Annotated in this window: 17 protein-coding genes; 7 read left to right on the top strand and 10 right to left on the bottom strand. The window is 71.3% G+C overall.

The window, feature by feature from the left end; translation table 11 throughout:
* Positions 1-129: 129 nt before the first annotated feature.
* Both AB0950_RS15010 and pgi read left to right on the top strand, forming a co-directional pair.
* Positions 130-1,407, top strand: a complete 1,278-nt coding sequence (locus AB0950_RS15010; protein ID WP_366778664.1) for an MFS transporter — start codon at positions 130-132, stop codon at positions 1,405-1,407.
* A 51-nt stretch (positions 1,408-1,458) separates the two neighbouring features.
* Positions 1,459-3,111, top strand: a complete 1,653-nt coding sequence (pgi, locus tag AB0950_RS15005) for a glucose-6-phosphate isomerase (RefSeq protein ID WP_366778663.1) — start codon at positions 1,459-1,461, stop codon at positions 3,109-3,111.
* A 314-nt stretch (positions 3,112-3,425) separates the two neighbouring features.
* Here pgi and AB0950_RS15000 read toward each other — a convergent pair whose 3' ends face one another.
* From AB0950_RS15000 to AB0950_RS14990, 3 genes are read right to left on the bottom strand one after another with little or no spacing between them, the layout of a single operon-like run.
* Positions 3,426-5,708, bottom strand: coding sequence for an FtsX-like permease family protein (locus AB0950_RS15000; RefSeq protein ID WP_366778741.1), 2,283 nt, complete (start codon positions 5,706-5,708; stop codon positions 3,426-3,428).
* Positions 5,709-5,728: 20 nt separating this feature from the next.
* Positions 5,729-6,481, bottom strand: a complete 753-nt coding sequence (locus AB0950_RS14995; RefSeq protein ID WP_360150474.1) for an ABC transporter ATP-binding protein — start codon at positions 6,479-6,481, stop codon at positions 5,729-5,731.
* Positions 6,478-6,984: a PadR family transcriptional regulator gene (locus AB0950_RS14990; protein ID WP_360150477.1), complete on the bottom strand. Its 507-nt coding sequence runs from the start codon at positions 6,982-6,984 to the stop codon at positions 6,478-6,480. Before AB0950_RS14990 ends, AB0950_RS14995 begins: the two co-directional genes overlap by 4 nt.
* A gap of 129 nt (positions 6,985-7,113) precedes the next feature.
* Here AB0950_RS14990 and AB0950_RS14985 point away from each other — a divergent pair, with 129 nt between their 5' ends.
* The 5 genes from AB0950_RS14985 (at position 7,114) to AB0950_RS14965 (ending at position 13,753) form a co-directional block, all read left to right on the top strand.
* Positions 7,114-8,385 (top strand): ABC transporter substrate-binding protein, encoded by a 1,272-nt coding sequence (locus tag AB0950_RS14985; RefSeq protein WP_360150480.1) that lies wholly within the window; start codon positions 7,114-7,116, stop codon positions 8,383-8,385.
* Between the two features lie 143 nt (positions 8,386-8,528).
* On the top strand, positions 8,529-10,190 hold the full coding sequence (locus AB0950_RS14980; RefSeq protein ID WP_360150483.1) for a glycoside hydrolase family 13 protein: 1,662 nt from the start codon (positions 8,529-8,531) through the stop codon (positions 10,188-10,190).
* Positions 10,191-10,219: 29 nt separating this feature from the next.
* Positions 10,220-11,545: an ABC transporter substrate-binding protein gene (locus AB0950_RS14975; RefSeq protein ID WP_360571337.1), complete on the top strand. Its 1,326-nt coding sequence runs from the start codon at positions 10,220-10,222 to the stop codon at positions 11,543-11,545.
* Positions 11,546-11,547: 2 nt separating this feature from the next.
* A complete protein-coding gene (locus tag AB0950_RS14970; protein WP_360150489.1) occupies positions 11,548-12,903 on the top strand; it encodes an ABC transporter permease subunit in 1,356 nt (451 codons plus the stop codon).
* A 10-nt stretch (positions 12,904-12,913) separates the two neighbouring features.
* Positions 12,914-13,753, top strand: a complete 840-nt coding sequence (locus AB0950_RS14965) for a carbohydrate ABC transporter permease (RefSeq protein WP_360571333.1) — start codon at positions 12,914-12,916, stop codon at positions 13,751-13,753.
* 15 nt (positions 13,754-13,768) lie between these two features.
* Here AB0950_RS14965 and AB0950_RS14960 read toward each other — a convergent pair whose 3' ends face one another.
* The 7 genes from AB0950_RS14960 to tkt form a co-directional block, all read right to left on the bottom strand.
* Positions 13,769-14,221 (bottom strand): hypothetical protein, encoded by a 453-nt coding sequence (locus AB0950_RS14960; RefSeq protein ID WP_366778662.1) that lies wholly within the window; start codon positions 14,219-14,221, stop codon positions 13,769-13,771.
* A gap of 20 nt (positions 14,222-14,241) precedes the next feature.
* Positions 14,242-14,736 (bottom strand): lamin tail domain-containing protein, encoded by a 495-nt coding sequence (locus tag AB0950_RS14955; RefSeq protein WP_360150498.1) that lies wholly within the window; start codon positions 14,734-14,736, stop codon positions 14,242-14,244.
* Positions 14,737-14,855: 119 nt separating this feature from the next.
* A complete protein-coding gene (gene pgl / locus AB0950_RS14950; RefSeq protein ID WP_360150501.1) occupies positions 14,856-15,638 on the bottom strand; it encodes a 6-phosphogluconolactonase in 783 nt (260 codons plus the stop codon).
* Positions 15,635-16,696, bottom strand: coding sequence for a glucose-6-phosphate dehydrogenase assembly protein OpcA (gene opcA, locus AB0950_RS14945; protein ID WP_360150504.1), 1,062 nt, complete (start codon positions 16,694-16,696; stop codon positions 15,635-15,637). Before opcA ends, pgl begins: the two co-directional genes overlap by 4 nt.
* The gene (gene zwf / locus AB0950_RS14940; RefSeq protein WP_360150507.1) at positions 16,693-18,231 is read right to left on the bottom strand and encodes a glucose-6-phosphate dehydrogenase; all 1,539 of its coding nucleotides are present in this window, start codon (positions 18,229-18,231) and stop codon (positions 16,693-16,695) included. The genes opcA and zwf overlap by 4 nt, the downstream gene beginning before the upstream one ends.
* Before the next feature lies 1 nt (position 18,232).
* Positions 18,233-19,351, bottom strand: a complete 1,119-nt coding sequence (gene tal / locus AB0950_RS14935) for a transaldolase (protein ID WP_360150510.1) — start codon at positions 19,349-19,351, stop codon at positions 18,233-18,235.
* Positions 19,352-19,384: 33 nt separating this feature from the next.
* Complete coding sequence (gene tkt, locus AB0950_RS14930) at positions 19,385-21,472, bottom strand: transketolase (RefSeq protein ID WP_360150513.1); 2,088 nt, start codon at positions 21,470-21,472, stop codon at positions 19,385-19,387.
* Positions 21,473-21,483 lie beyond the last annotated feature (11 nt).

Genomic DNA, 21,483 nt, shown 5'->3' with positions numbered 1-21,483 from the left:
GTTGACACCGGCCGGGCGCCTTCCACGTGCCCGGCCGGAGCCATATCGCTCCGCTCGCACGGCCGATTGTCAGTGCTGCCCCCTACGGTTGTCAGTGCAGGCGAGAACCGCGCGAGGGGAGTTCTGGCAATGGTCGGCACGGGGGAGACCAAGACGGGCCAGAGCCGTGCGCCCGGATGGCGCGGGGGCTTCGGACGGCTGTGGACGGCCGCCGTGGTCTCCCGGTTCGGGGACGCGTTACGGACCTCCGCGCTGCCCCTGCTCGCCGTCCGGCTCAGTGACGAGCCCCTGGTCATCGCCTCCGTGACGGCCTGTGGTTACGTGCCCTGGCTGCTGTTCGGCCTGCTCGGCGGGGCCGTGGCCGACCGGGTCGACGGACGGCGTGCGATGTGGGCCGTGGACACGGTCCGCGGCCTGCTGGTGGCCGCCTTCGCCGTCACCGTGGGACTGGGCCACGCCTCGATCCCCCTGCTGCTCGTCCTCGCCTTCGCGCTGACCACGCTCCAGACCCTCTTCGACAACGCCGCGACGGCCCTGCTGCCCGCGCTCGTGGACCGCGAGACACTGGGCGGCGCCAACGCCCGTCTGATGACCGGTCAGCAGATCGCCGGCGGTCTGCTGGCCGCCCCGCTCGTGCCGCTGCTGCTGACGGCGGGCGCGGCCATGCCGTTCGCGGCCGACGCGAGCACCTTCCTGGTGGCTGCCGCCCTGGTGGCGTCCCTGCGGACGCGTCCGCCGCAGCGCGCGTCACGCCCCGCGGGCAGCACCCTGCGCACGGAGATCGGTGCGGGCCTGCGCGCCCTGTGGGGCGACGGAGCACTGCGCGCGATCTGCGTGGCCACGCTGCTGTGCAACATCGGCATGGGCGCCCTGATCGCCACCCTCGCGCTGCACGTGACACGCTGGCTGGACGCGGGCGACGCCGGATACGCGGCCGCGATGACGGCCTACTCGGTGGGCAGCATCGCGGGGGGATTCGCCGCGCAGCGACTCGCGCTGCGCACCGGAAGGGTGCGGGCGCTGCTGGTCGCCGGCGGTGTCCAGACGTCGTCGCTGCTGCTCATCGGATCCGTACGGCACCTGGCCGCGCTCGTCGCCGGCATGCTGCTGCTCGGCGCCATGAACATGGTGTGGAACGTCAACCAGGTCACCCTGATGCAGCAGCGCAGCCCCGAGCCCATGGTGGGCCGGATCGCCGCCGCGTTCCGCACGGCCTCCACGTCCGGCGCCCCGCTCGGCGCACTCCTCGGCGGGGTCGCCGCGCGCGCGTACGGGCTGAACGGCCCGGCCCTGCTCGCCGCGGTCCTCTTCGCTCTCGCCGTCACCTCGCTGATACCGGCCCGCAAGCCGGACGTACCTGTTGTCGCGCCGCACGGCGATGTCACGACGGCTCGCGCCGAGCGGTGATCAACTAGGTTGGAACAGCTGGGACAGGCACGAAAGAAGGCGGAAGTCGAAATGAACGCAGACGGCCGTACCAGGCTCAACCAGACGCCCGAGTGGACCGCTCTCGCCAAGCACCGCGAGGAGCTGGCCGACACCCATCTCAGGGAGCTGTTCGCGGCCGATCCCGGGCGCGGTGAGACCTACACCCTCCAGGTCGGCGATCTCTACATCGACTACTCCAAGCACCTCGTCACCGACGAGACGCTGCGGCTGCTGCGCGAGCTGGCCGCCGCCACGGACGTGTCCGGGCTGAGGGACGCCATGTTCCGCGGCGAGAAGATCAACGTCACCGAGGACCGGGCCGTGCTGCACACCGCCCTGCGCGCCCCGCGCGACGCGGTGATCGAGGTCGACGGCGAGAACGTCGTTCCTAAGGTGCACGCCGTCCTCGACAAGATGGCCGCCTTCGCCGAGCGGGTCCGCTCCGGCGAGTGGACCGGCCACACCGGCAAGCGGATCAGGAACGTCGTCAACGTCGGCATCGGCGGCTCCGACCTCGGCCCCGCCATGGCCTACGAGGTGCTGCGCAGCTTCACCGACCGGGAGCTGACGGTCCGCTTCGTCTCCAACGTCGACGGCGCCGACCTGCACGAGGCCACCCGCGACCTGGACCCGGCCGAGACGCTGTTCATCATCGCCTCCAAGACCTTCACCACCATCGAGACGATCACCAACGCCACCTCGGCGCGGACGTGGCTGCTGGACGCGCTCGGCGACGACTCGGCGGTGGCCCGGCACTTCGTGGCGCTGTCCACGAACGCCGGGAAGGTCACCGAGTTCGGCATCGACCCCGAGAACATGTTCGAGTTCTGGGACTGGGTCGGCGGCCGGTACTCGTACGACTCCGCGATCGGTCTGTCGCTGATGATCGCCATCGGCCCGGACCGCTTCCGGGAGATGCTCGACGGCTTCCGGCTGATGGACGACCACTTCCGCACCGCCCCCGCCAGGGCCAACGCGCCTTTCATTCTGGGCCTGTTGGGTATCTGGTACGGCAACTTCCACGACGCCCAGTCGCACGCCGTGCTGCCGTACAGCCACTACCTGTCGAAGTTCACCGCCTACCTCCAGCAGCTGGACATGGAGTCCAACGGCAAGTCGGTGCAGCGCAACGGCCGGCCGGTGGAGTGGCAGACGGGGCCGGTGGTGTGGGGCACGCCGGGTACCAACGGGCAGCACGCCTACTACCAGTTGATCCACCAGGGCACCAAGCTGATCCCCGCGGACTTCATCGGCTTCGCCGAGCCGGTGGCCGAGCTGAGCGGTGAACTCAAGGCGCAGCACGACCTGTTGATGGCGAACTTCTTCGCCCAGACCCAGGCCCTCGCCTTCGGCAAGAGCGCCGAGGAGGTCCGTGCGGAGGGCGTGGCGGAGGAGCTGGTCCCGCACAAGACCTTCCAGGGCAACCGGCCCACGACGACCATTCTGGCGAAGGAACTCACCCCGTCCGTCCTCGGCCAGCTGATCGCGCTCTACGAACACAAGGTGTTCGTGCAGGGCGCGGTGTGGAACATCGACTCCTTCGACCAGTGGGGGGTCGAGCTGGGCAAGGTGCTGGCCAAGCGGGTCGAACCCGCCCTGACCGAGGGCGCGGAGGTGCCCGGCCTGGACGCCTCGACCAAGACCCTGGTCGCCAGGTACCGGCAGCTGCGCGGCCGTAGCTGATCCGACGGGCTCACCGACGCCTTCCTGCTGAAGCCGGCCGCGCTGGTTCCCGGGCTGCGCGGCCCGGACTTCGACGCGGCGGTGAAGACCATGAAGTACCGCTCGTTCGTGGACCGGGCCGAGGAGGTGTACGAGGAGGCGGGCGGAACACAGGACCCCCAGGGCCCCGGCACCCCGACCGCGGAGATCGACAACGTCCGCGTCCCGGTCGACTACAACGCGGTGCTGTTAGACGGTGATGCCTTTGCCGCGCTGCTCACGAAGATCGGGGCCCAGCCCGAGCAGTGGGGGAGAGGGGCTCGTCCTGAGGGCCGTCAGGCCACCGTGCTGAAGGTGTCCGCGAGGCGTCCGCGTGCCGCGCGGGCCGCGGGCAGGGCGGCCAGTGCTGCCGCCCCCAGCACGGCGGCCGCGCCCAGCACGAGCAGCAGTGCGGGTGACGGGGACTGCGCGATACCGGCCCCGATCCCGCTGGAGCTGCCCTGGGCGTCGATCAGCCGGCGGCCCAGCGGCAGCCCCAGCGCCGTGGCGGCGATCGCCGCGGCCAGGGCCGTACAGCTCGTCGCCGTGACGGTGATCGCGGTGATCTGCCGTGGCGACATGCCGATCGCCTTCAGCGCCAGCACGTCCCGTTCGCCCTCGCGGACGCTGCCGCCGATGGCGGTGAGCAGCTCGACCAGCCCGATCAGGGCCAGCACGGCGATCAGTCCGGCGACGACGCCGCGCAGCGGGGACAGACCGTCGGCCGGGTTCGTCACGGGGTGCACATCGAGGTGGCCCCGGCCGGCCCGGGCGAGCGCGGCGGCCACGCTCCGCGCGTCGGCGCCGGGACGCAGCCGCAGTTCCCAGAAGGCCGGGGTCAGCGCGGGGTCGTTCTCGCGCAGGGTGTCCAGGGAGGTGGTGACCACCCGGCCGGCGTTCTGCGGTTCGATGCTGCGGCCCACGATGTGCAGGATCTGCGGCCGGTCGCCCACCGTCATGCGCACCCAGTCGCCGACCCGCGCGTGCAGCAGGTCCAGCAGGCCCTGGCCGGCCACCGCCTCGTCCGGTCCGCGGGCCGCGCGGCCCGCGGCGAGGGCGTACGGGTAGGGCTCGGCGCGGGTGCCGACGCCGCGCAGCGCGATGGTGCCGGTCTGGCCGGGGACGAGAGCGGCGACCTCGACTCCGGGATAGGCGGCGGCGACCCGGGAGTCGCCGGTCAGCACGGACCGCACGCCGGACGCGGTCAGGGCGCCGTCCGTGCGGACAGTGAGCGAGGTGGGCAGGCCCACGTGCGAGGGGCTGCTGTGGAAGCGGTCGATCGTGGTCCAGGCGCTGAGCGCCACCACGATCAGCAGCAGCGGCAGCGTCAGCCGGGCCACGGTGGCCAGCGACCGGCCGCGCCCCGCGAACGCCTTGTGGCAGCCGAGGACCAGGGCGGCCGGCAGCCGCAGACCGAGCGCCCGCCGGGCCACACCGGTCAGCCGGCCGCCGGCCGGCCCGGCCCGGCGCGGCACCGGAACCGGCGGCACCCGACCGGCCCGCCACGCCGCGAGACCCGTGGTAAGGCCGATGAACAGCACCGCGCTCACGGGCACCACGCACAGCGCCACGGTGTGCCCGGGCAGCCCCTGCCAGACGCCCACGGCGTCGCCGAGCCGGCCCGGGATCCGGCGGCCCAGGGTCTCGGCGAGCGCGGCCGCGGCGAGAGAGCCGAGCAGCGCGTACGCCAGGTGCTGGAGCAGGAAGATCCGCACCACCTGGCCGGGCGTGAAGCCGATCGCCTTCAGCACTGAGATGTCCCGCAGATGCCCCCGGATGCGGGTGGCGATCGCGCCGTGCACGGCGAACCCGGCGGCGATCAGGGCGCCCAGACCGAACAGGCCGAGCACCTGGCCCAGCAGCCGGTCGTCGCCCTGGGCAGCCGAGCGCGCCTGCTGCCAGGTGGACACCTCGCCGACCGCGCCCGCGCCCAGCACCGTGACCGCCCGCTGCACCGCGTAGTCCGTGTCGGCCGGGTCGGCGAGCCGCAGGCCGATCACCTGGCCGCCGGGGGTGCGCACGGCGGAGGGCAGCGCCCAGACCAGACCCGGCTGCTCGCCCGGGCTGTAGCGGGGCTCGGCGCTGTCCGCGATGCCCTCGACCGTCAGCGTGCGTGCCGTGCCGGGCAGGGTGAGGGTGTCCCCGGGTTCGGCCAGCAGCGCGCGGGCCAGGCTGCTCTCCAGCACCACGCCGTCCGGTTCGGCCGGATCCAGCCAGTGCCCGGAGGCGAGCAGCGGCCGCCCGACGGAGGGCAGCCGCGGGGTGCCGCGCAGCTCAACGGAGGCGCGGGCGCCGCGTACGGAGACGGTGGCGGACTCGGTGCGGTAGGGGCCGGCCACGGCCTGGACCCCGTCCAGCCGGGCCAGCCCGCCGGCGTCGGCGGACGGCACGGTGTGAATCCACACATGCGCCCCGCGGGCCTGGGTGAAGACCCGCTGCCAGGGATTGGTGGCGTACCCGAACAGGGCGGTGGCCAGCAGCAGCGAGGCGACGATCCCGGCGGTGGCCAGCACGAGGAACAGCGCCTCGCCGCGATGCGTACGCAGGTCGGAGTGCGCCCACCGGAGGGCGGCTCGCACGTCCCTGAGATCCGGCACCGTCAGTCCCTCAGCTCCAGCACGCCCGAGATGCCCGGCCTGCGGGAGGCAGGCGCGCCGTCCAGCGGGGCGTCGTCGGCTATGCGGCCGTCGAAGAAGCTGATCACGCGGTCGGCGGCGCTCGCGAGCCGGGCGTCGTGCGTGACGAGGACGATGGTCTGACCACGCCCGTGGAAGCGGGACAGCAGCCGCATCACCTCGCGCGTGCCCTTGCTGTCCAGGCTGCCGGCGGGCTCGTCGGCCAGCAGCAGCGCGGGATGGTTGACCAGGGCCCGGGCGAGCGCGACCCGCTGCTGTTCGCCGCCGGACAGCTCGCCCGGCATGCTGCGCTCCTTGCCCTCGAGCCCCAGCTCGGCCAGCAGCTCCTCGCGTTCGGCGCGCGCCTTCTTCGGCGGGACGCCGGCGAGCAGGGCGGGCAGCTCGACGTTGTCGGCGACGGACAGGTTCGACACCAGGTTGAAGAACTGGAACACGATCCCGATGGCCTTGCGGCGCTCCACCGCCCAGCGCGCCTCGCTGAAGGAGTCCGTGCAGCGCCCGTCCAGCCAGATGCTGCCCTCGTCCGGCCGCTGCAGCCCGCCGAGCAGATGCAGCAGCGTGGACTTGCCGGCGCCCGACGGGCCGGTGATCGCGACGAACTCGCCGCGCGCCACGGACAGGTCGACCCCGCGCACGGCGTGCGCGGGCGCGCCCTCGCCGTGGTGGGTCTTCACCAGACCGGCTGCCCGCAGCACCGGAACAGTGTCCTCGCTCATTCCAGTTCCTCCTGGCACCGCTCCAGCCAGTCGAGGTCGGCCTGCAGATGCAGCATCGCGCCCTCGATGAGCAGGTGGGCGATGCGGTTGTCCCGGTTCTCGGCCGCGGCCAGTTTCGACAGGTTGCGCATGGTGTTGAGGTACTGGCGCCGCTGTTTGTTGATGAGGGCCATCTGGTCGGTGAGACCGGTCTGCGGGGCGAGGGCGAGCTTCATGAAGAACTCGTCCCGCACCCGCGGCTCGTCCTCGGTCTCCTCGAACCAGGCGTGCAGCGCCTCGCGCCCGGCGTCGGTGAGGTGGTAGACCTTCTTGTTGGGTCGGCTGGACTGCTCGACGTCCTCGCCCTCGATCAGTCCCGACTTCTCGAGGCGGCCGAGGGTGACGTAGATCTGGCCGACGTTGGGCTGAGGGTACGCGGAGCCCAGCAGTTGCTCAAGGTCCTGCTTCAGCTCGTAGCCGTGGGCGGGGCCGCGGGCGAGGAGTGCCAGGAGGGGCAGGCGCACGCGTGCTGTCCTCCTGTCCTCTCACAATGTGCTCCAGGCCCTAGTATCGCCCATACCTAACAGGTATACATGGCCCTGACTCCCGGCGAAGAGGCCCGGAGCCGTGTGTATGTGTTCAGGGAGGAACCTATGCGGTGGATACGCGCCGCCGGTAGGGGTCTCCTCGTACTCGCCGTGATCATGACGGGGTACGTCGCCTCCGGCGCCCACGCCGACGACGCGGGCGGCGACGGCCGCGGCCCCCTCACCCTGGCCACCGCCGGCGACCTCACCGGCTATCTCGCCCCGCTTCTCCAGGGCTGGAACCGCACCCACCCCGGCGAGAAGGTCACCCTCGTCGAGCTGCCGGACTCCGCCGACGAGACCCATGCGCAGATGACCACCGATCTGCGCGGCGGTGACCGGGGCCGCTTCGACGTCCTCAACATCGACGTCAACTGGACCTCGGAGTTCGCGGCGGCCGGCTGGATCCGCCCGCTGCCGCGCGACCGCTTCCCGCTGAAGAGCTTCCTGCCGCCGGTCGTGGACACGGCCACCTACGACGGCCGCCTGTACGCGGTCCCGTACGTCACGAATGCCGGACTTCTCCTGTATCGCAAGGACATCCTCGCCAAGGAGGGCGTGCCCCCGCCGCGCACCTGGGCCGAGCTGGAGCACGACGCGAAGACCATCGCACCCAAGTACGGACTCGACGGCTACGCGGGCCAGTTCCTGCCCTACGAGGGCCTCACCGTCAACGCGGCCGAGGCCGTCTACTCGGCGGGCGGCACCATCCTGGGCGGCGAGGGCACCCGGGTCACCGTCGACTCCTCCGCCGCGCGCGAGGGCATCGGCTTCCTCGCCCGCGGTGTGCGCGAGGGCTGGATACCGAAGGCGGCGCTGACGTACAAGGAGGAGGAGTCCAAGCAGGCCTTCCAGGACGGCAGGCTCCTCTTCCTGCGCAACTGGCCCTACGCCTATGCCGTCGCCTCCGCCAAGGGCTCCAAGGTCGCCGGGAAGATCGGCGCCGTGCCGATCCCCGGGCCCGACGGGCCGGGCACCAGCGTGCTCGGCGGCTCCGACCTCGCCGTCAACTCCCACACCCGGCACCCCGATTCGGCCGCGCGCCTGATCGCCTACCTCACCAGCGAGCCCGTCCAGCGCCAGGTGCTCACCCGGGGCTCGCTGCCGCCCGTGCGCGCCGCGCTCTACGAAGACCCCGCCCTGATCCGGCGCTTCCCCTACCTGCCGACGCTGCGCACCGCCGTGCTCACCGCCCGGCCGCGCCCCAAGAGCCCGCACTACGACCAGGTCAGCCTGGTGGTGCAGGCGGTGGTGCAGGACGCGCTCACCGGGCGCCAGACGCCCGAGCAGGCCGTGCGCCGGCTGGCGCGCGAGCTCGACGCGATCGCCCGTCGCTGACTCCGCTGCTAGTTACTTGTTAGGTAACGCCCGGATCTCATCTCGGCTCATGATGCCCCATTAAGTCCGGATTTGTTCCCTCAACTCTCCAGTAGCTTCTGTTCTTTTCGTTGACACCCTCGCGACACGGCTACCTAACATGCATGCATAACCGCTGCCCTTCGCAGCTGGGCCCTTCGGAAAGACAGGCACAAGGGTTGAACAGGCATCATTGGTGGCGTGACGCGGTGATCTACCAGGTCTACGTCCGCAGCTTTCTCGACAGCACCGGCGACGGCGTCGGCGATCTGGCCGGAGTCCGGGCCGGACTGCCGTACCTCAAGAAACTCGGCGTCGACGGCATCTGGCTGAGCCCGTTCTACCCCTCCCCGCAGCACGACCACGGCTACGACGTGGCCGACTACTGCGACGTCGACCCGCTCTTCGGCGACCTCGCCGAGTTCGACCTGCTGATGGCGGCCGCCCGGCGGCTCGGCATCAAGGTGCTCCTCGACATCGTCCCGAACCACTGCTCCAGCGAGCACCCCTGGTTCCGCGAAGCACTGCAGAGCGCCCCCGGCAGCCCGGCCCGCGCCCGCTTCCACTTCGCCGACGGGCGCGGCCCCGACGGCGCCGAACCGCCCAACAACTGGCACGCCATGTTCGGCGGCCCCGCGTGGACCCGGGCCGGCGACGGCCAGTGGTACCTGCACATGTTCACGCCCGAGCAGCCCGACTGGAACTGGCGCAACCCCGAGGTCGCCGACGAGTTCGACCGCGTCCTGCGCTTCTGGCTCGACCGGGGCGTGGACGGCTTCCGCATCGACGTGGCCGCCGGACTGTTCAAGCACCCCGAACTGCCCGACTCCGACGACCCGGAGGCCGACGCCCGCACCCGCGACTCGGTCAACCCGCTCGCCTGGAACCAGCCCGAGGTTCACGGGGTGTGGCGCCGCTGGCGCGCCCTGTGCGAGGAGTACACCGCACGCGACGGCCGCGACCGCCTCCTCGTCGGCGAGGTCTCCGTGCCCACCGCCCGCGAACACGCCCTGTACGTCCGCCCGGACGAACTCCACCAGGCCTTCTTCTTCGACCTGCTCGGCGCCCCCTGGGACGCCGACGCCTTCCGCAAGGTCATCTGCGAGGCCATGCAGGACATCGCCGGCACCGGCTCGACGGTCACCTGGGTCCTCAACAACCACGACCAGGTCCGCACCGTCACCCGCTACGGCGAACCCGCCCCCGAGGGCAGCGGCCTCGGCGCCGCCCGCGCCCGCGCCGCCGCGCTGCTGATGCTCGCGCTGCCCGGCGCCGCGTACATCTACCAGGGCGAGGAACTGGGCCTGCCCGAGGTCGTCGACCTGCCCGACGACGTCCTCACCGACCCGATATTCCGCCGCACCGGCAGCCGCGCCCGGATCCGCGACGGCTGCCGGGTGCCGCTGCCCTGGTCCGGCCAGGCCTCCCCGTTCGGCTTCACCACCGGTGTCGAGGGGGTCAAGCCCTGGCTGCCGCAGCCCGACTACTTCGCCGAGTACGCCACCGACCGCGCCCTCGCCGACACCCGCTCCTTCTGGCACCTGTACCGCGACGGCCTGCACCTCAGGCGCTCCCTGCCGCAGTTGGGCGAAGGCGCGCTGACTTGGCTGGACACCCAGCCCGGCGTCCTCGCCTTCAGCCGCGGCGACGGCCTGGTCTGCGCCGTCAACTTCGGTACGGCCCCCGTGCCCGCCCCCGTCTCCGGGACCCCCCTGCTCTCCAGCGGCCCCTGCCCGGCCGGCGTCCTGCCCGGCGCCACGGCCGCCTGGTGGCTCAGCGACCTGTGATCAACCCCCTCTCGAAAAGGACATCGACGATGATGCGACGCCGTACCACCCTGCTCACCGGCTGCACAGCCCTCACCCTCGCGCTCGGCGCCACCGCCTGCGGCGGCGGACCGGTCTCCGCCGGCGGGGGCGACAAGGCGCTCAGCGGCCAGACCGTCACCGTGGCCGGCGTCTGGACCGGCAGCGAGCAGAAGAACTTCCAGAAGGTGCTGGACGCGTTCACCGCGAAGACCGGCGCCAAGACCCAGTTCATCTCCACCGGCGACAACGTCTCCACGGTCGTCGGCAGCAAGATCGAGGGCGGCAACGCGCCCGACGTCGTGATGGTCCCGCAGGTCGGCGTTCTGCAGCAGTTCGCGAAGAAGGGCTGGCTCAAGCCCCTGTCCGCCACCGCCCAGCAGACGATCACCGCCGACTACGCGCCGGTGTGGAAGAACTACGGCAGCGTCGACGGCACCGTGTACGGCCTGTACTTCAAGGCCGCGCACAAGTCCACCGTCTGGTACAGCCCCGACGCGCTCGCCCAGGCCGGGGTCAAGCCGCCGAAGACGTACGACGAGATGCTCAAGGCCGGTCACACCGTCTCCGACTCCGGGCTCGCCGCCTTCGCCGTCGGCGGCGAGGACGGCTGGACCCTCACCGACTGGTTCGAGAACGTCTACCTCTCCCAGGCCGGCCCCGAGAAGTACGACGCCCTCGCCACGCACAAGCTGAAGTGGACGGACGCGTCGGTCGTCAAGGCGCTCACCACGCTCGGCAAGCTGTTCAAGGACAAGCAGCTGATCGCGGGCGGCCAGAAGGAGGCCCTGAACACCGACTTCCCCGGCTCGGTGGAGAAGGTGTTCGGGCCCAAGCCGCAGGCCGGCATGGTCTACGAGGGCGACTTCGTGGCCGGCGTCGCGCACGACCAGTACGGCAAGACCATCGGCAAGGACGCGAACTTCTTCCCGTTCCCGGCGGTCGACGGCGGCGCGGCACCGGTCGTCAGCGGCGGTGACGCGGCGGTCGTCCTCAAGGACGGCAAGAACAGCAAGGCCGGCATGAAGCTCCTGGAGTACCTGGCCACCCCCGAGGCCGCGGCCGTCTGGGCCAAGGCGGGCGGCTTCCTGTCCCCGAACAAGAAGCTCGACCTGTCCTCCTACGGCGACGACGTCACCCGCGCCACCGCCAAGTCCCTCATCGCGGCGGGCGACTCGGTCCGCTTCGACATGTCCGACCAGGCGCCGGCGGCCTTCGGCGGCACCAAGGGCGCAGGCGAGTGGAAGCTGCTCCAGGACTTCCTGCGCGACCCGTCCGACCCCAAGGGCACGGCGGCGAAGCTGGAGTCGGCCGCGGCGAAGGCCTACCAGGACTGACCATGGCCGCCACCACTGTCGTGAAACAGCGGGCGGCCGAGCCGGCCGCCGCCGGCGTGGCGCGCGGGCGCCGCGGCCGGCGGCGCGCCCGGCTGATCGCCCTGCTCTTCGTCTTCCCCGCGCTGCTCCTGCTCGGCGCGCTCGTCGTCTACCCGGTGCTGTTCTCCGTCGGCCGGAGCTTCTTCGACGCCTCCGGCACCCGTTTCGTGGGCGGCGACAACTACGCCGAGATGTTCCGTGACCCGGCGACCCTGAAGGCCATCCGGAACACCACCATCTGGGTGGTCGTGGCCCCGGCCCTGCTGACCGGCCTGGGCCTGATCCTGGCCGTCCTGGTGGAGAAGGTCCGCTGGGCCACCGCCTTCAAGCTGCTGCTCTTCATGCCGATGGCGGTGTCCTTCCTGGCCGCCGGCATCATCTTCCGGCTCGCCTACGACCAGGACCCGAACAAGGGCGTGCTGAACGCGGCCGTGGTCTCCGTCCACGACGCCTTCCAGGGCACCTCGGCCTACCCGACGGCGCGCGGCCGCACGGGCCTGCTCACCCAGGACCGGGACGGCTCGTACCGTACGACCGCCGCCGCCGGGCACACGGTGAATCTCCCGATGGTCGGCGTGCTGCCCAAGGACCTGCCGGGGGGCGCCGAGCCCGCCGCGGCGGCGGCCTCGCGCCCGGCGGCGCCCGGCGAGCTGCGCGGTGTCGTCTACCTGGACTTCACCCCCGGCGGTGGAGGCAGACAGGGCAAGGTCGACCCGAAGGAGAGCGGCCTGCCCGGCATGAAGGTGCAGGCGGTGCGTGACGGGCACACCGTCGCGAGCGCGACCACCGCGGCCGACGGCTCCTTCCGCTTCTCCGGGCTGCGCGCCGGCTCCTACACGGTGAAGCTCCCGGCGTCCAACTTCGCCCAGCCCTACCAGGGCGTCTCCTGGCTCGGGCCGACGCTCGTCACCCCGGCGATCATCGGCGCCTACCTGTGGATCTGGACCGGCTTCGCGATGGTCCTGATCGGCGCCGGACTGTCCACACTGCCCCGGGACGCGCTCGAGGCGGCACGGATGGACGGAGCCAACGAGTGGCAGATCTTCCGCAGGATCACGGTCCCCCTGCTGGCGCCCGTCCTCACGGTCGTCTTCGTCACGCTCGTGATCAACGTGATGAAGGTCTTCGACCTCGTCTACATCATCGCGCCCGGACCGGTGCAGGAGGACGCCACGGTGCTCGCCACCCAGATGTGGCTGGTGTCCTTCGGCGGCGGCAACAACCAGGGCCTGGGCAGCGCGCTCGGCGTGCTCCTGCTGCTGCTGGTGATCCCCGCGATGGTCTTCAACGTCCGGCGTTTCCGAAGGAGTCAGCGATGAGGAGTCAGCGATGAACGCGATCAGGCGGGGTCTGGGCAACGGCCTGGTGCAGGCCTTCCTGGTGGTGATCGGCCTGGTCTGGCTGACCCCGCTGGCCGGACTCTTCCTGTCCTCCCTGCGCTCGGCCCAGGACACGGCCAAGGGCGGCTGGTGGACGGCGTTCACCAGCCCCGGCCAGCTGTCCTTCGACAACTACTCGGCGCTGCTGAAGAACTCCGGCATGGTGCAGTCCTTCTGGAACACGGTGCTGATCTCGGTGCCGGCCACCGCGCTGGTCGTGGTCATCGCCGCGCTCGCCGGATACGCCTTCGCCTGGCTGGACTTCCCGCTGCGGGAACCCCTCTTCCTGCTGGTGGTGGCCCTGCTGGTGGTGCCCGTGCAGATCGGCCTGCTGCCGGTGGCCAAACTCTTCGGCGCGCTGGGCCTGTTCGGCACGATCCCCGGCGTCGTCCTCTTCCACGTCGCCTACGGCCTGCCCTTCGCGGTGTTCCTGCTCCGGAACTACTTCGCGGAGATGCCGAAGGAGATGCTGGAGGCGGCCCGGATGGACGGCGGCAGCGAGTGGCGCATCTTCACCCGGCTGGTGCTGCCGGTGGGCCGTCCCGCGATCGCCTCGCTCGCCATCTTCCAGTTCCTGTGGGTGTGGAACGACATGCTGGTGGCGCTGCTGTTCGCGGACAGCTCCTCGCAGCCGCTGACGGTGGAACTCCAGTCCCAGATCCGGCAGTTCGGCAGCAACATCGACGTGCTGGCGCCGGGCGCCTTCCTGTCCCTGATCGTGCCGGTGGTGGTGTTCTTCGCCTTCCAGCGGCACTTCGTGCAGGGCGTGATGGCGGGCTCGGTCAAGTGACCGAGCCCGCCCGGCTCACGCGTACGTCCACCGCCAGGCGCTGCCGCTGTAGGAGCACCTGATCGGCGTGCCGCCCGCGGTCATGGTCGTCGCCCCGTGGTCGCTGCTGCGGCAGAACTGGCCCGCCTGGTAGCAGTTGCCCGCGTTGGAGATGATCGAGCAGGTGCTACTGCCGCTGCCGCCGCCGGTGCCGCCACTGCGCACGGTGCCGGAGGCGGCCCGGGTGACGGTGACGGTCGGTCCGGGCGCCCGGACGGTCTTCGTCCGGGTGACCGTGGGTCCGGGCTCCGGCTCCGCGGTCACGGTGGCCGTCGCCGTGACGGTCACGGTGGGCTGGGGCGTCGGCGCCGACGCCTTGGCCGCGCCGCCGGACTGGCCGCAGCCGGCCGTGCCGGCGGCCAGCAGCGCGACGCCGGCCGCCCACAGGCGCACACGCCGGTACGGGCGCTTGTACGGGTTCACCCTCACCCTCCCCGGGCCGCGCGGGGTCAGCCGTGGAAGGTGATGTAGCCGTTGCCGTCCCGGTCGTCGCGGGACTTGGTGTAGGCGTGCGTGTCCGCGTGGGCGCCGGAGGGCTTGTAGAGGTAGATGGTGTCCTTGTCGTTGTTCCAGAGGAAGTTGCAGTTCTGGCGGTAGACGACGTTCTTCGCGTCCGAGTCGGTGCCGTGGCCGCCGCGCAGCTTCACGTAGTCACCGGGCTCGAGGTAGTGGGTGGACGGGAAGGTGAACCGGTTGCCGGCGGCGTCCTTGACGACGTAGCCCTTGAGGTTGACGGTCGTGCCGTGCGAGTAGTTCTTGATCGTCAGGTACTCGTCGCGGGTGTTGCCCGTCGAGCAGCTGTTGGAGTCCCGCCCCGGGGCGTCGTACTGGACGCCCTTGATCTTCAGGGCGGAGGAGTACTCGGTGGCCTGGGCCGGGGCCGCCACGACGACGGCGAGCGTTCCGGCCGTGACGGCGGCGGCGAGCGCGAAGCGTATGCGCATGATGAGGTCCCCCCTCAAATGGTGCGGATGCAGCGCATGGAGCTTACACAAAAGTTGACCGGTACATGGATGTCCGGTGGAGATTGTGTGAAGTGCCTTCGAGGGGGGACCTCAGTGGATCACGGCGACGCCGGCGGATACAGCGACCTCGGCAGCTGTGAGGCCGCCGCCGAGTCCAGCAGCCACAGCGTGCGCGAGCGGCCGTACGCCCCGGCGGCGGGGGCCTGGATCTCGCCCGCGCCCGACAGGGCGATGGCCGTGGCCTCCGCCTTGTCCTCGCCGGCCGCGAGGAGCCAGACCTCACGGGCCGAGCGGATCGCCGGCAGGGTGAGGGAGATCCGGGTGGGCGGCGGCTTCGGCGCGCCGTGCACGCCGACCACCGTCCGCTCGGTCTCCCGTACGGCCGGCAACTCCGGGAAGAGCGAGGCCACATGGGTGTCCGGGCCGACGCCCAGCATCAGCACGTCGAAGGTGGGCACCGCACCGTGGTTCTCCGGTCCGGCCGCCTTCGCCAGCTCAGCCGCGTACGCCTCCGCCGCCGCCTCGACGTCCGTGCCGTACGGGCCGTCGGAGGCGGGCATGGCGTGCACGCGCTCCGGGTCCAGGGGCACGGAGTCCAGCAGGGCCTCGCGGGCCTGCGTGACATTGCGCTCGGGGTCGCCCTCGGGCAGATAGCGCTCGTCGCCCCACCACAGGTCCAGGCGGCCCCAGTCGATGGCGTCCCGGGCGGGAGCCGCCGCCAGCGCGGCCAGCAGGCCGTTGCCGTTGCGGCCGCCGGTGAGGACCACGGACGCGGTGCCCCGGGAGGCCTGCGCGTCCACGATCTTCGTGATCAGGCGGGCCGCGGCAGCCTGCGCCATCAGCTCCTTGTCGCGGTGGACGACCAGCTGCGGAGTGCTCACTTCGCCGTCGCCTTCCTCGCCGGTGCCTTCTTCGCGGACCTGGCCGCCGCCTTCTTCGCCGGCGCCTTGGCCGCCTCCTCCACGGGCTCCGGCTCGGCGACCGGCTCACTCGCCGGAGAGTGCTGTTCCGGCACCGTGTTCAGCCGCTCCACGCCGTAGCGCAGCGCCGACGCGTAGGTGTCGTCCGGGTCGAGCCGGCGCAGCTCCTCCGCGATCAGCTCGGCGGTGTCCCGCCGCTTCAGCGCCACCGCGCGGCTCGGCTGGCCCTGGACGGACAGCGTGGCCAGCGTGCCGTCCGCGCGGTCCAGGACGATCGGGCCGCAGGTGGTGTCCATGCGGACCGCGGTGAGCCCCGGGCCGCCCGACAGCGACCGCTTCACCGGGACGTCCAGCCGGTCCGCGAGCCACATCGCCAGCAGCTCGCAGCTCGGGTTGAACTCCTCGCCCTCCACCTCGACGGCCCTCACCTCGCACGCGACCTGGTCGAGCGCGGCCGCGAGCATGGAACGCCACGGGGTGATCCGCGTCCAGGACAGGTCGGTGTCGCCGGGCGTGTAGGCCGCGGCGCGGGCGGACAGCTCCCGCACCGGCTGCTCGGCGGCGTAGGTGTCGGTGACCCGGCGCTGGGCGAGCGCGCCCAGCGGGTCCTTCGCCGGATCGAGCGGGGCGTTCACCGGCCACCACACCACCACCGGCGCGTCCGGCAGCAGCAGCGGCAGTACGACCGAGTCGGCGTGGTCCACGACCTCGCCGTACAGCCGCAGCACGACCGTCTCGCCGGTGCCCGCGTCCGCGCCCACCCGCACCTCGGCGTCCAGCCGCGAGGACGTGCGGTCGCGCGGGGTGCGGGACACCCGCTTGATGACCACCAGCGTGCGCGAAGGGTGCTCGCGCGAGGCGTCGTTGGCGGCCTTCAGGGCGTCGTAGGCGTTCTCCTCGTCGGTGACGATGACGAGGGTCAGCACCATGCCGACGGCGGGCGTGCCGATGGCGCGGCGGCCCCGCACGAGCGCCTTGTTGATGTCGCCGGCGGTGGTGTCGGTCAGATCGATCTTCATGGCCGGCGCCAGCTCCGTCCGTCTCGTGCGAGCATCTCGTCCGCCTCGGCCGGCCCCCAGGTGCCCGACTTGTACTGCGCGGGCCTGCCGTGCTTGTCCCAGTACTCCTCGATCGGGTCGAGGATCTTCCAGGACAGCTCGACCTCCTCCGTGCGGGGGAAGAGGTTGGCGTCGCCCAGCAGCACGTCCAGGATGAGCCGCTCGTACGCCTCCGGGCTGGACTCCGTGAAGGACTCGCCGTAGGCGAAGTCCATGGACACGTCCCGGATCTCCATCGAGGTGCCCGGCACCTTCGAGCCGAAGCGGACCGTGACGCCCTCGTCCGGCTGGACGCGGATGACGACCGCGTTCTGGCCCAGCTCCTCCGTCGCCGTGGTGTCGAAGGGGGAGTGCGGGGCCCGCTGGAAGACGACCGCGATCTCCGTCACCCGGCGGCCCAGACGCTTGCCGGTGCGCAGGTAGAACGGGACGCCCGCCCAGCGGCGGTTGTCGATCTCCAGCTTGATCGCCGCGTACGTGTCGGTCTTCGACTGCGGGTCGATGCCCTCTTCCTCGAGGTAGCCGATGACCTTCTCGCCGCCCTGCCAGCCGCCCGCGTACTGGCCGCGGACGGTGTTGCCGCCCAGGTCCTGGGGCAGCCGTACCGCGCCGAGCACCTTCTCCTTCTCCGCGGCCAGCGCGTCCGCGCCGAAGGAGGCCGGCTCCTCCATGGCGGTGAGCGCCATGAGCTGCAGCAGGTGGTTCTGGATGACGTCGCGGGCGGCGCCGATGCCGTCGTAGTAGCCGGCCCGGCCGCCGATGCCGATGTCCTCGGCCATGGTGATCTGCACGTGGTCCACGAAGGACCGGTTCCAGACCGGCTCGAACATCGTGTTGGCGAAGCGCAGTGCCAGGATGTTCTGGACGGTCTCCTTGCCGAGGTAGTGGTCGATCCGGAACACCTGGTCCGGCTCGAACACCTCGTGCACGACCTTGTTCAGCTCCTCGGCCGACTTCAGGTCGTGTCCGAACGGCTTCTCGATGACCGCGCGCCGCCAGGAACCGCCCGACTGGTCGGCCAGACCGTGCTTCTTCAGCTGCTGGATGACCACCGGGAACGAGCGCGGCGGCACCGACAGGTAGAAGGCGAAGTTGCCGCCCGTGCCCTGTGCCTTGTCCAGCTCCTCGATGGTGCCGCGCAGCCGCTCGAAGGCCTCGTCGTCGTCGAAGGTGCCCTGGACGAAGCGCATCCCCTGCAGGAGCTGCTGCCAGACCTCCTCACGGAACGGAGTGCGCGAGTGCTCCTTCACCGCGTCGTGCACGACCGCGGCGAAGTCCTCGTGCTCCCAGTCGCGGCGGGCGAAGCCCACCAGCGAGAAGCCCGGCGGCAGCAGACCCCGGTTGGCGAGGTCGTACACCGCGGGCATCAGCTTCTTGCGGGACAGATCGCCGGTGACCCCGAAGATGACCAGGCCCGACGGCCCCGCGATCCGCGGGAGCCGTCGGTCGGCCGGGTCACGAAGCGGGTTCGCTCCCGAACCGGAAAGGGGTGACAAATCAGCCCTCCGAAGGAGCGAGGCGCTCGAGCTCCGCCTGGGTGGACTTCAGCAGGTCGTTCCAGGACGCCTCGAACTTCTCGACGCCCTCGTCCTCCAGCACCTGCACCACGTCGTCGTACGGGATGCCGAGCTTCTCCAGCGCGTCCAGGTCGGCACGCGCCTGCTCGTAGGTGCCGGCGATCGTGTTGCCGCCGATCTCGCCGTGGTCCTCGGTGGCCTCCAGCGTGGCCTCCGGCATGGTGTTGACCGTGTTCGGCGCGACCAGCTCGGTGACGTACAGGGTGTCCGGGTACGCCGGGTCCTTCACGCCGGTCGACGCCCACAGCGGACGCTGCTTGTTGGCGCCCGCGTTCTCCAGCGCCTGCCAGCGGCTCGAGGAGAAGACCTCCTCGTACGCCTGGTAGGCGAGGCGCGCGTTGGCGACGGCGGCCTTGCCGCGCAGCGCCTTGGCCTCGTCGGTGCCGATGCCGTCCAGGCGCTTGTCGATCTCGGTGTCCACGCGGGACACGAAGAAGGACGCCACGGAGTGGATCAGCGACAGGTCCAGGCCGCGCTCCTTGGCCTTCTCCAGGCCGGAGAGGTAGGCGTCCATGACGGCCCGGTACCGCTCCAGGGAGAAGATCAGGGTGACGTTGACGCTGATGCCGAGGCCGATGGTCTCGGCGATCGCCGGCAGGCCCGCCTGGGTGGCCGGGATCTTGATCAGGGTGTTGGGCCGGTCCACCAGCCAGGCCAGCTGCTTGGCCTCGGCGACGGTGGCGCGGGTGTTGTGGGCGAGACGCGGGTCGACCTCGATGGAGACCCGGCCGTCCTTGCCGCCGGTGGCGTCGAAGACGGGCCGCAGGATGTCGGCGGCGTCGCGGACGTCCGCCGTGGTGATCATGCGGATGGCCTCTTCCACGGTGACCTTGCGGGCCGCGAGGTCCGCGACCTGCTGGTCGTAGCCGTCGCCCTGCGAGATCGCCTTCTGGAAGATCGTCGGGTTGGTGGTGACGCCCACGACGTGCTGCTGGTCGATCAGCTCGGCGAGGTTGCCGGACGTGATCCGCTTGCGCGACAGGTCGTCCAGCCAGATCGCCACGCCTTCCTCGGAGAGGCGCTTGAGTGCGTCTGTCATGGAATTACATCTCCTACGTGTCGTATATGAGCGTCAGCGCTGGGCGGCGGCGATGGATTCCCGGGCCTTGGCGGCCACGTTCTCGGCAGTGAAGCCGAACTCGCGGAAGAGCACCTTGCCGTCGGCGGAAGCACCGAAGTGCTCCAGGGAAACGATGCGGCCTGCGTCCCCGACGTACCGGTACCAGGTCAGCCCGATACCCGCCTCCACGGCCACGCGGGCCTTCACGGACGGCGGGAGCACGGAGTCCCGGTACCCCTGGTCCTGCTGCTCGAACCATTCGACGCACGGCATCGACACCACGCGCGTCGGAACGCCCTCGGCCTGGAGCTGCTCCCGCGCCTCGACCGCGAGGTGCACCTCGGAACCGGTGGCGATCAGGATGACCTGCGGCTCGCCGCCTTCGGCCTCGAACAGGACGTAACCGCCGCGCGCGGCGTCCTCGTTCGGCTCGTACACCGGCACGCCCTGGCGGGTGAGCGCGAGGCCGTGCGGCTGCCCCTTGCCGAACTCCTTGGTCCAGCGGCGCAGGATCTCGCGCCAGGCGATCGCGGTCTCGTTGGCGTCGGCCGGGCGCACGATGTTCAGGCCCGGGATGGCGCGCAGCGAGGCCAGGTGCTCGACCGGCTGGTGGGTGGGGCCGTCCTCGCCGAGGCCGATGGAGTCGTGCGTCCACACGTACGTCACCGGCAGGTGCATCAGGGCCGACAGGCGCACCGCGTTGCGCATGTAGTCGGAGAAGACGAGGAAGGTGCCGCCGTAGACCCGGGTGTTGCCGTGCAGCGTGATGCCGTTCAGCTCGGCGCCCATGGAGTGCTCGCGGATGCCGAAGTGGATCGTGCGGCCGTACGGGTTGGCCTCGGGCAGCGGGTTGCCCGCCGGCAGGAACGAGCTCTCCTTGTCGATGGTCGTGTTGTTCGACCCGGCGAGGTCGGCGGAGCCGCCCCACAGCTCGGGGATCACCGCGCCGAGCGCCTGCAGCACCTTGCCGGAGGCGGCACGCGTCGCGACGCCCTTGCCCGGCTCGAAGACCGGGATCTTCTCCTCCCAGCCGGTGGGCAGCTCGCCCCGGCTGATGCGGTCGAACTCGGCGGCGCGCTCGGGGTTGTCGTCCCGCCACACCTGCAGGGTCTTCTCCCACTCGGCGCGCGCCTGGGCGCCGCGCTCCAGGGCCTTGCGGGTGTGGGCGATCACCTCGTCGTCGACCTGGAAGTGCTTGTCGGGGTCGAAGCCGAGGACGCGCTTGGTGGCCGCGACCTCCTCCTCGCCCAGCGCCGAGCCGTGCGCGGCCTCGGTGTTCTGGGCGCTCGGGGCCGGCCAGGCGATGATCGAGCGCATCGCGATGAAGGACGGCTTGTCGGTGACCTTCTTCGCCTCCTGGATCGCGGCGTGGATCGCCTGCGGGTCCAGGTCGCCGTCGGCTTTCGGCTCGACGCGCTGCACGTGCCAGCCGTACGCCTCGTACCGCTTGACGGTGTCCTCGGAGACGGCCGTCTCGGTGTCGCCCTCGATCGAGATGTGGTTGTCGTCCCACAGCAGGATCAGGTTGCCGAGCTTCTGGTGGCCGGCCAGCGAGGAGGCCTCCGCGGAGATGCCCTCCTGCAGGCAGCCGTCGCCGGCGATGCAGTAGACGAAGTGGTCGAAGGGCGACTCGCCCTGCGGCGCCTCGGGGTCGAACAGGCCGCGCTCGTAGCGGGCGGCCATCGCCATGCCCACCGCGTTGGCGACACCCTGGCCGAGCGGACCGGTGGTGGTCTCGACGCCCTTGGTGTGCCCGTACTCCGGGTGGCCCGGGGTCTTCGAACCCCAGGTGCGGAAGGACTCCAGGTCCTCGAGCTCCAGGCCGAAACCGGCCAGGTAGAGCTGCGTGTAGAGGGTCAGGGACGAGTGGCCGGCGGACAGCACGAAGCGGTCGCGCCCGACCCACTCCGGGTCGGCGGGGTCGTGCCGCATCACCTTCTGGAAGAGGGTGTACGCGGCCGGGGCCAGGCTCATCGCCGTACCGGGATGGCCGTTGCCGACCTTCTGTACGGCGTCGGCGGCCAGGACTCGGGCGGTGTCCACGGCCCGCTGGTCCAGCTCGGTCCACTCAAGGTCTGTGGTGGTCGGCTTGGTGCTCACCCTGGGTCAGG

It is taken from the genome of Streptomyces sp. NPDC007189 (genome assembly GCF_040703635.1).
Taxonomy (GTDB): Bacteria; Actinomycetota; Actinomycetes; order Streptomycetales; family Streptomycetaceae; genus Streptomyces.
This window is presented reverse-complemented; position numbering and strand designations above follow the sequence as displayed.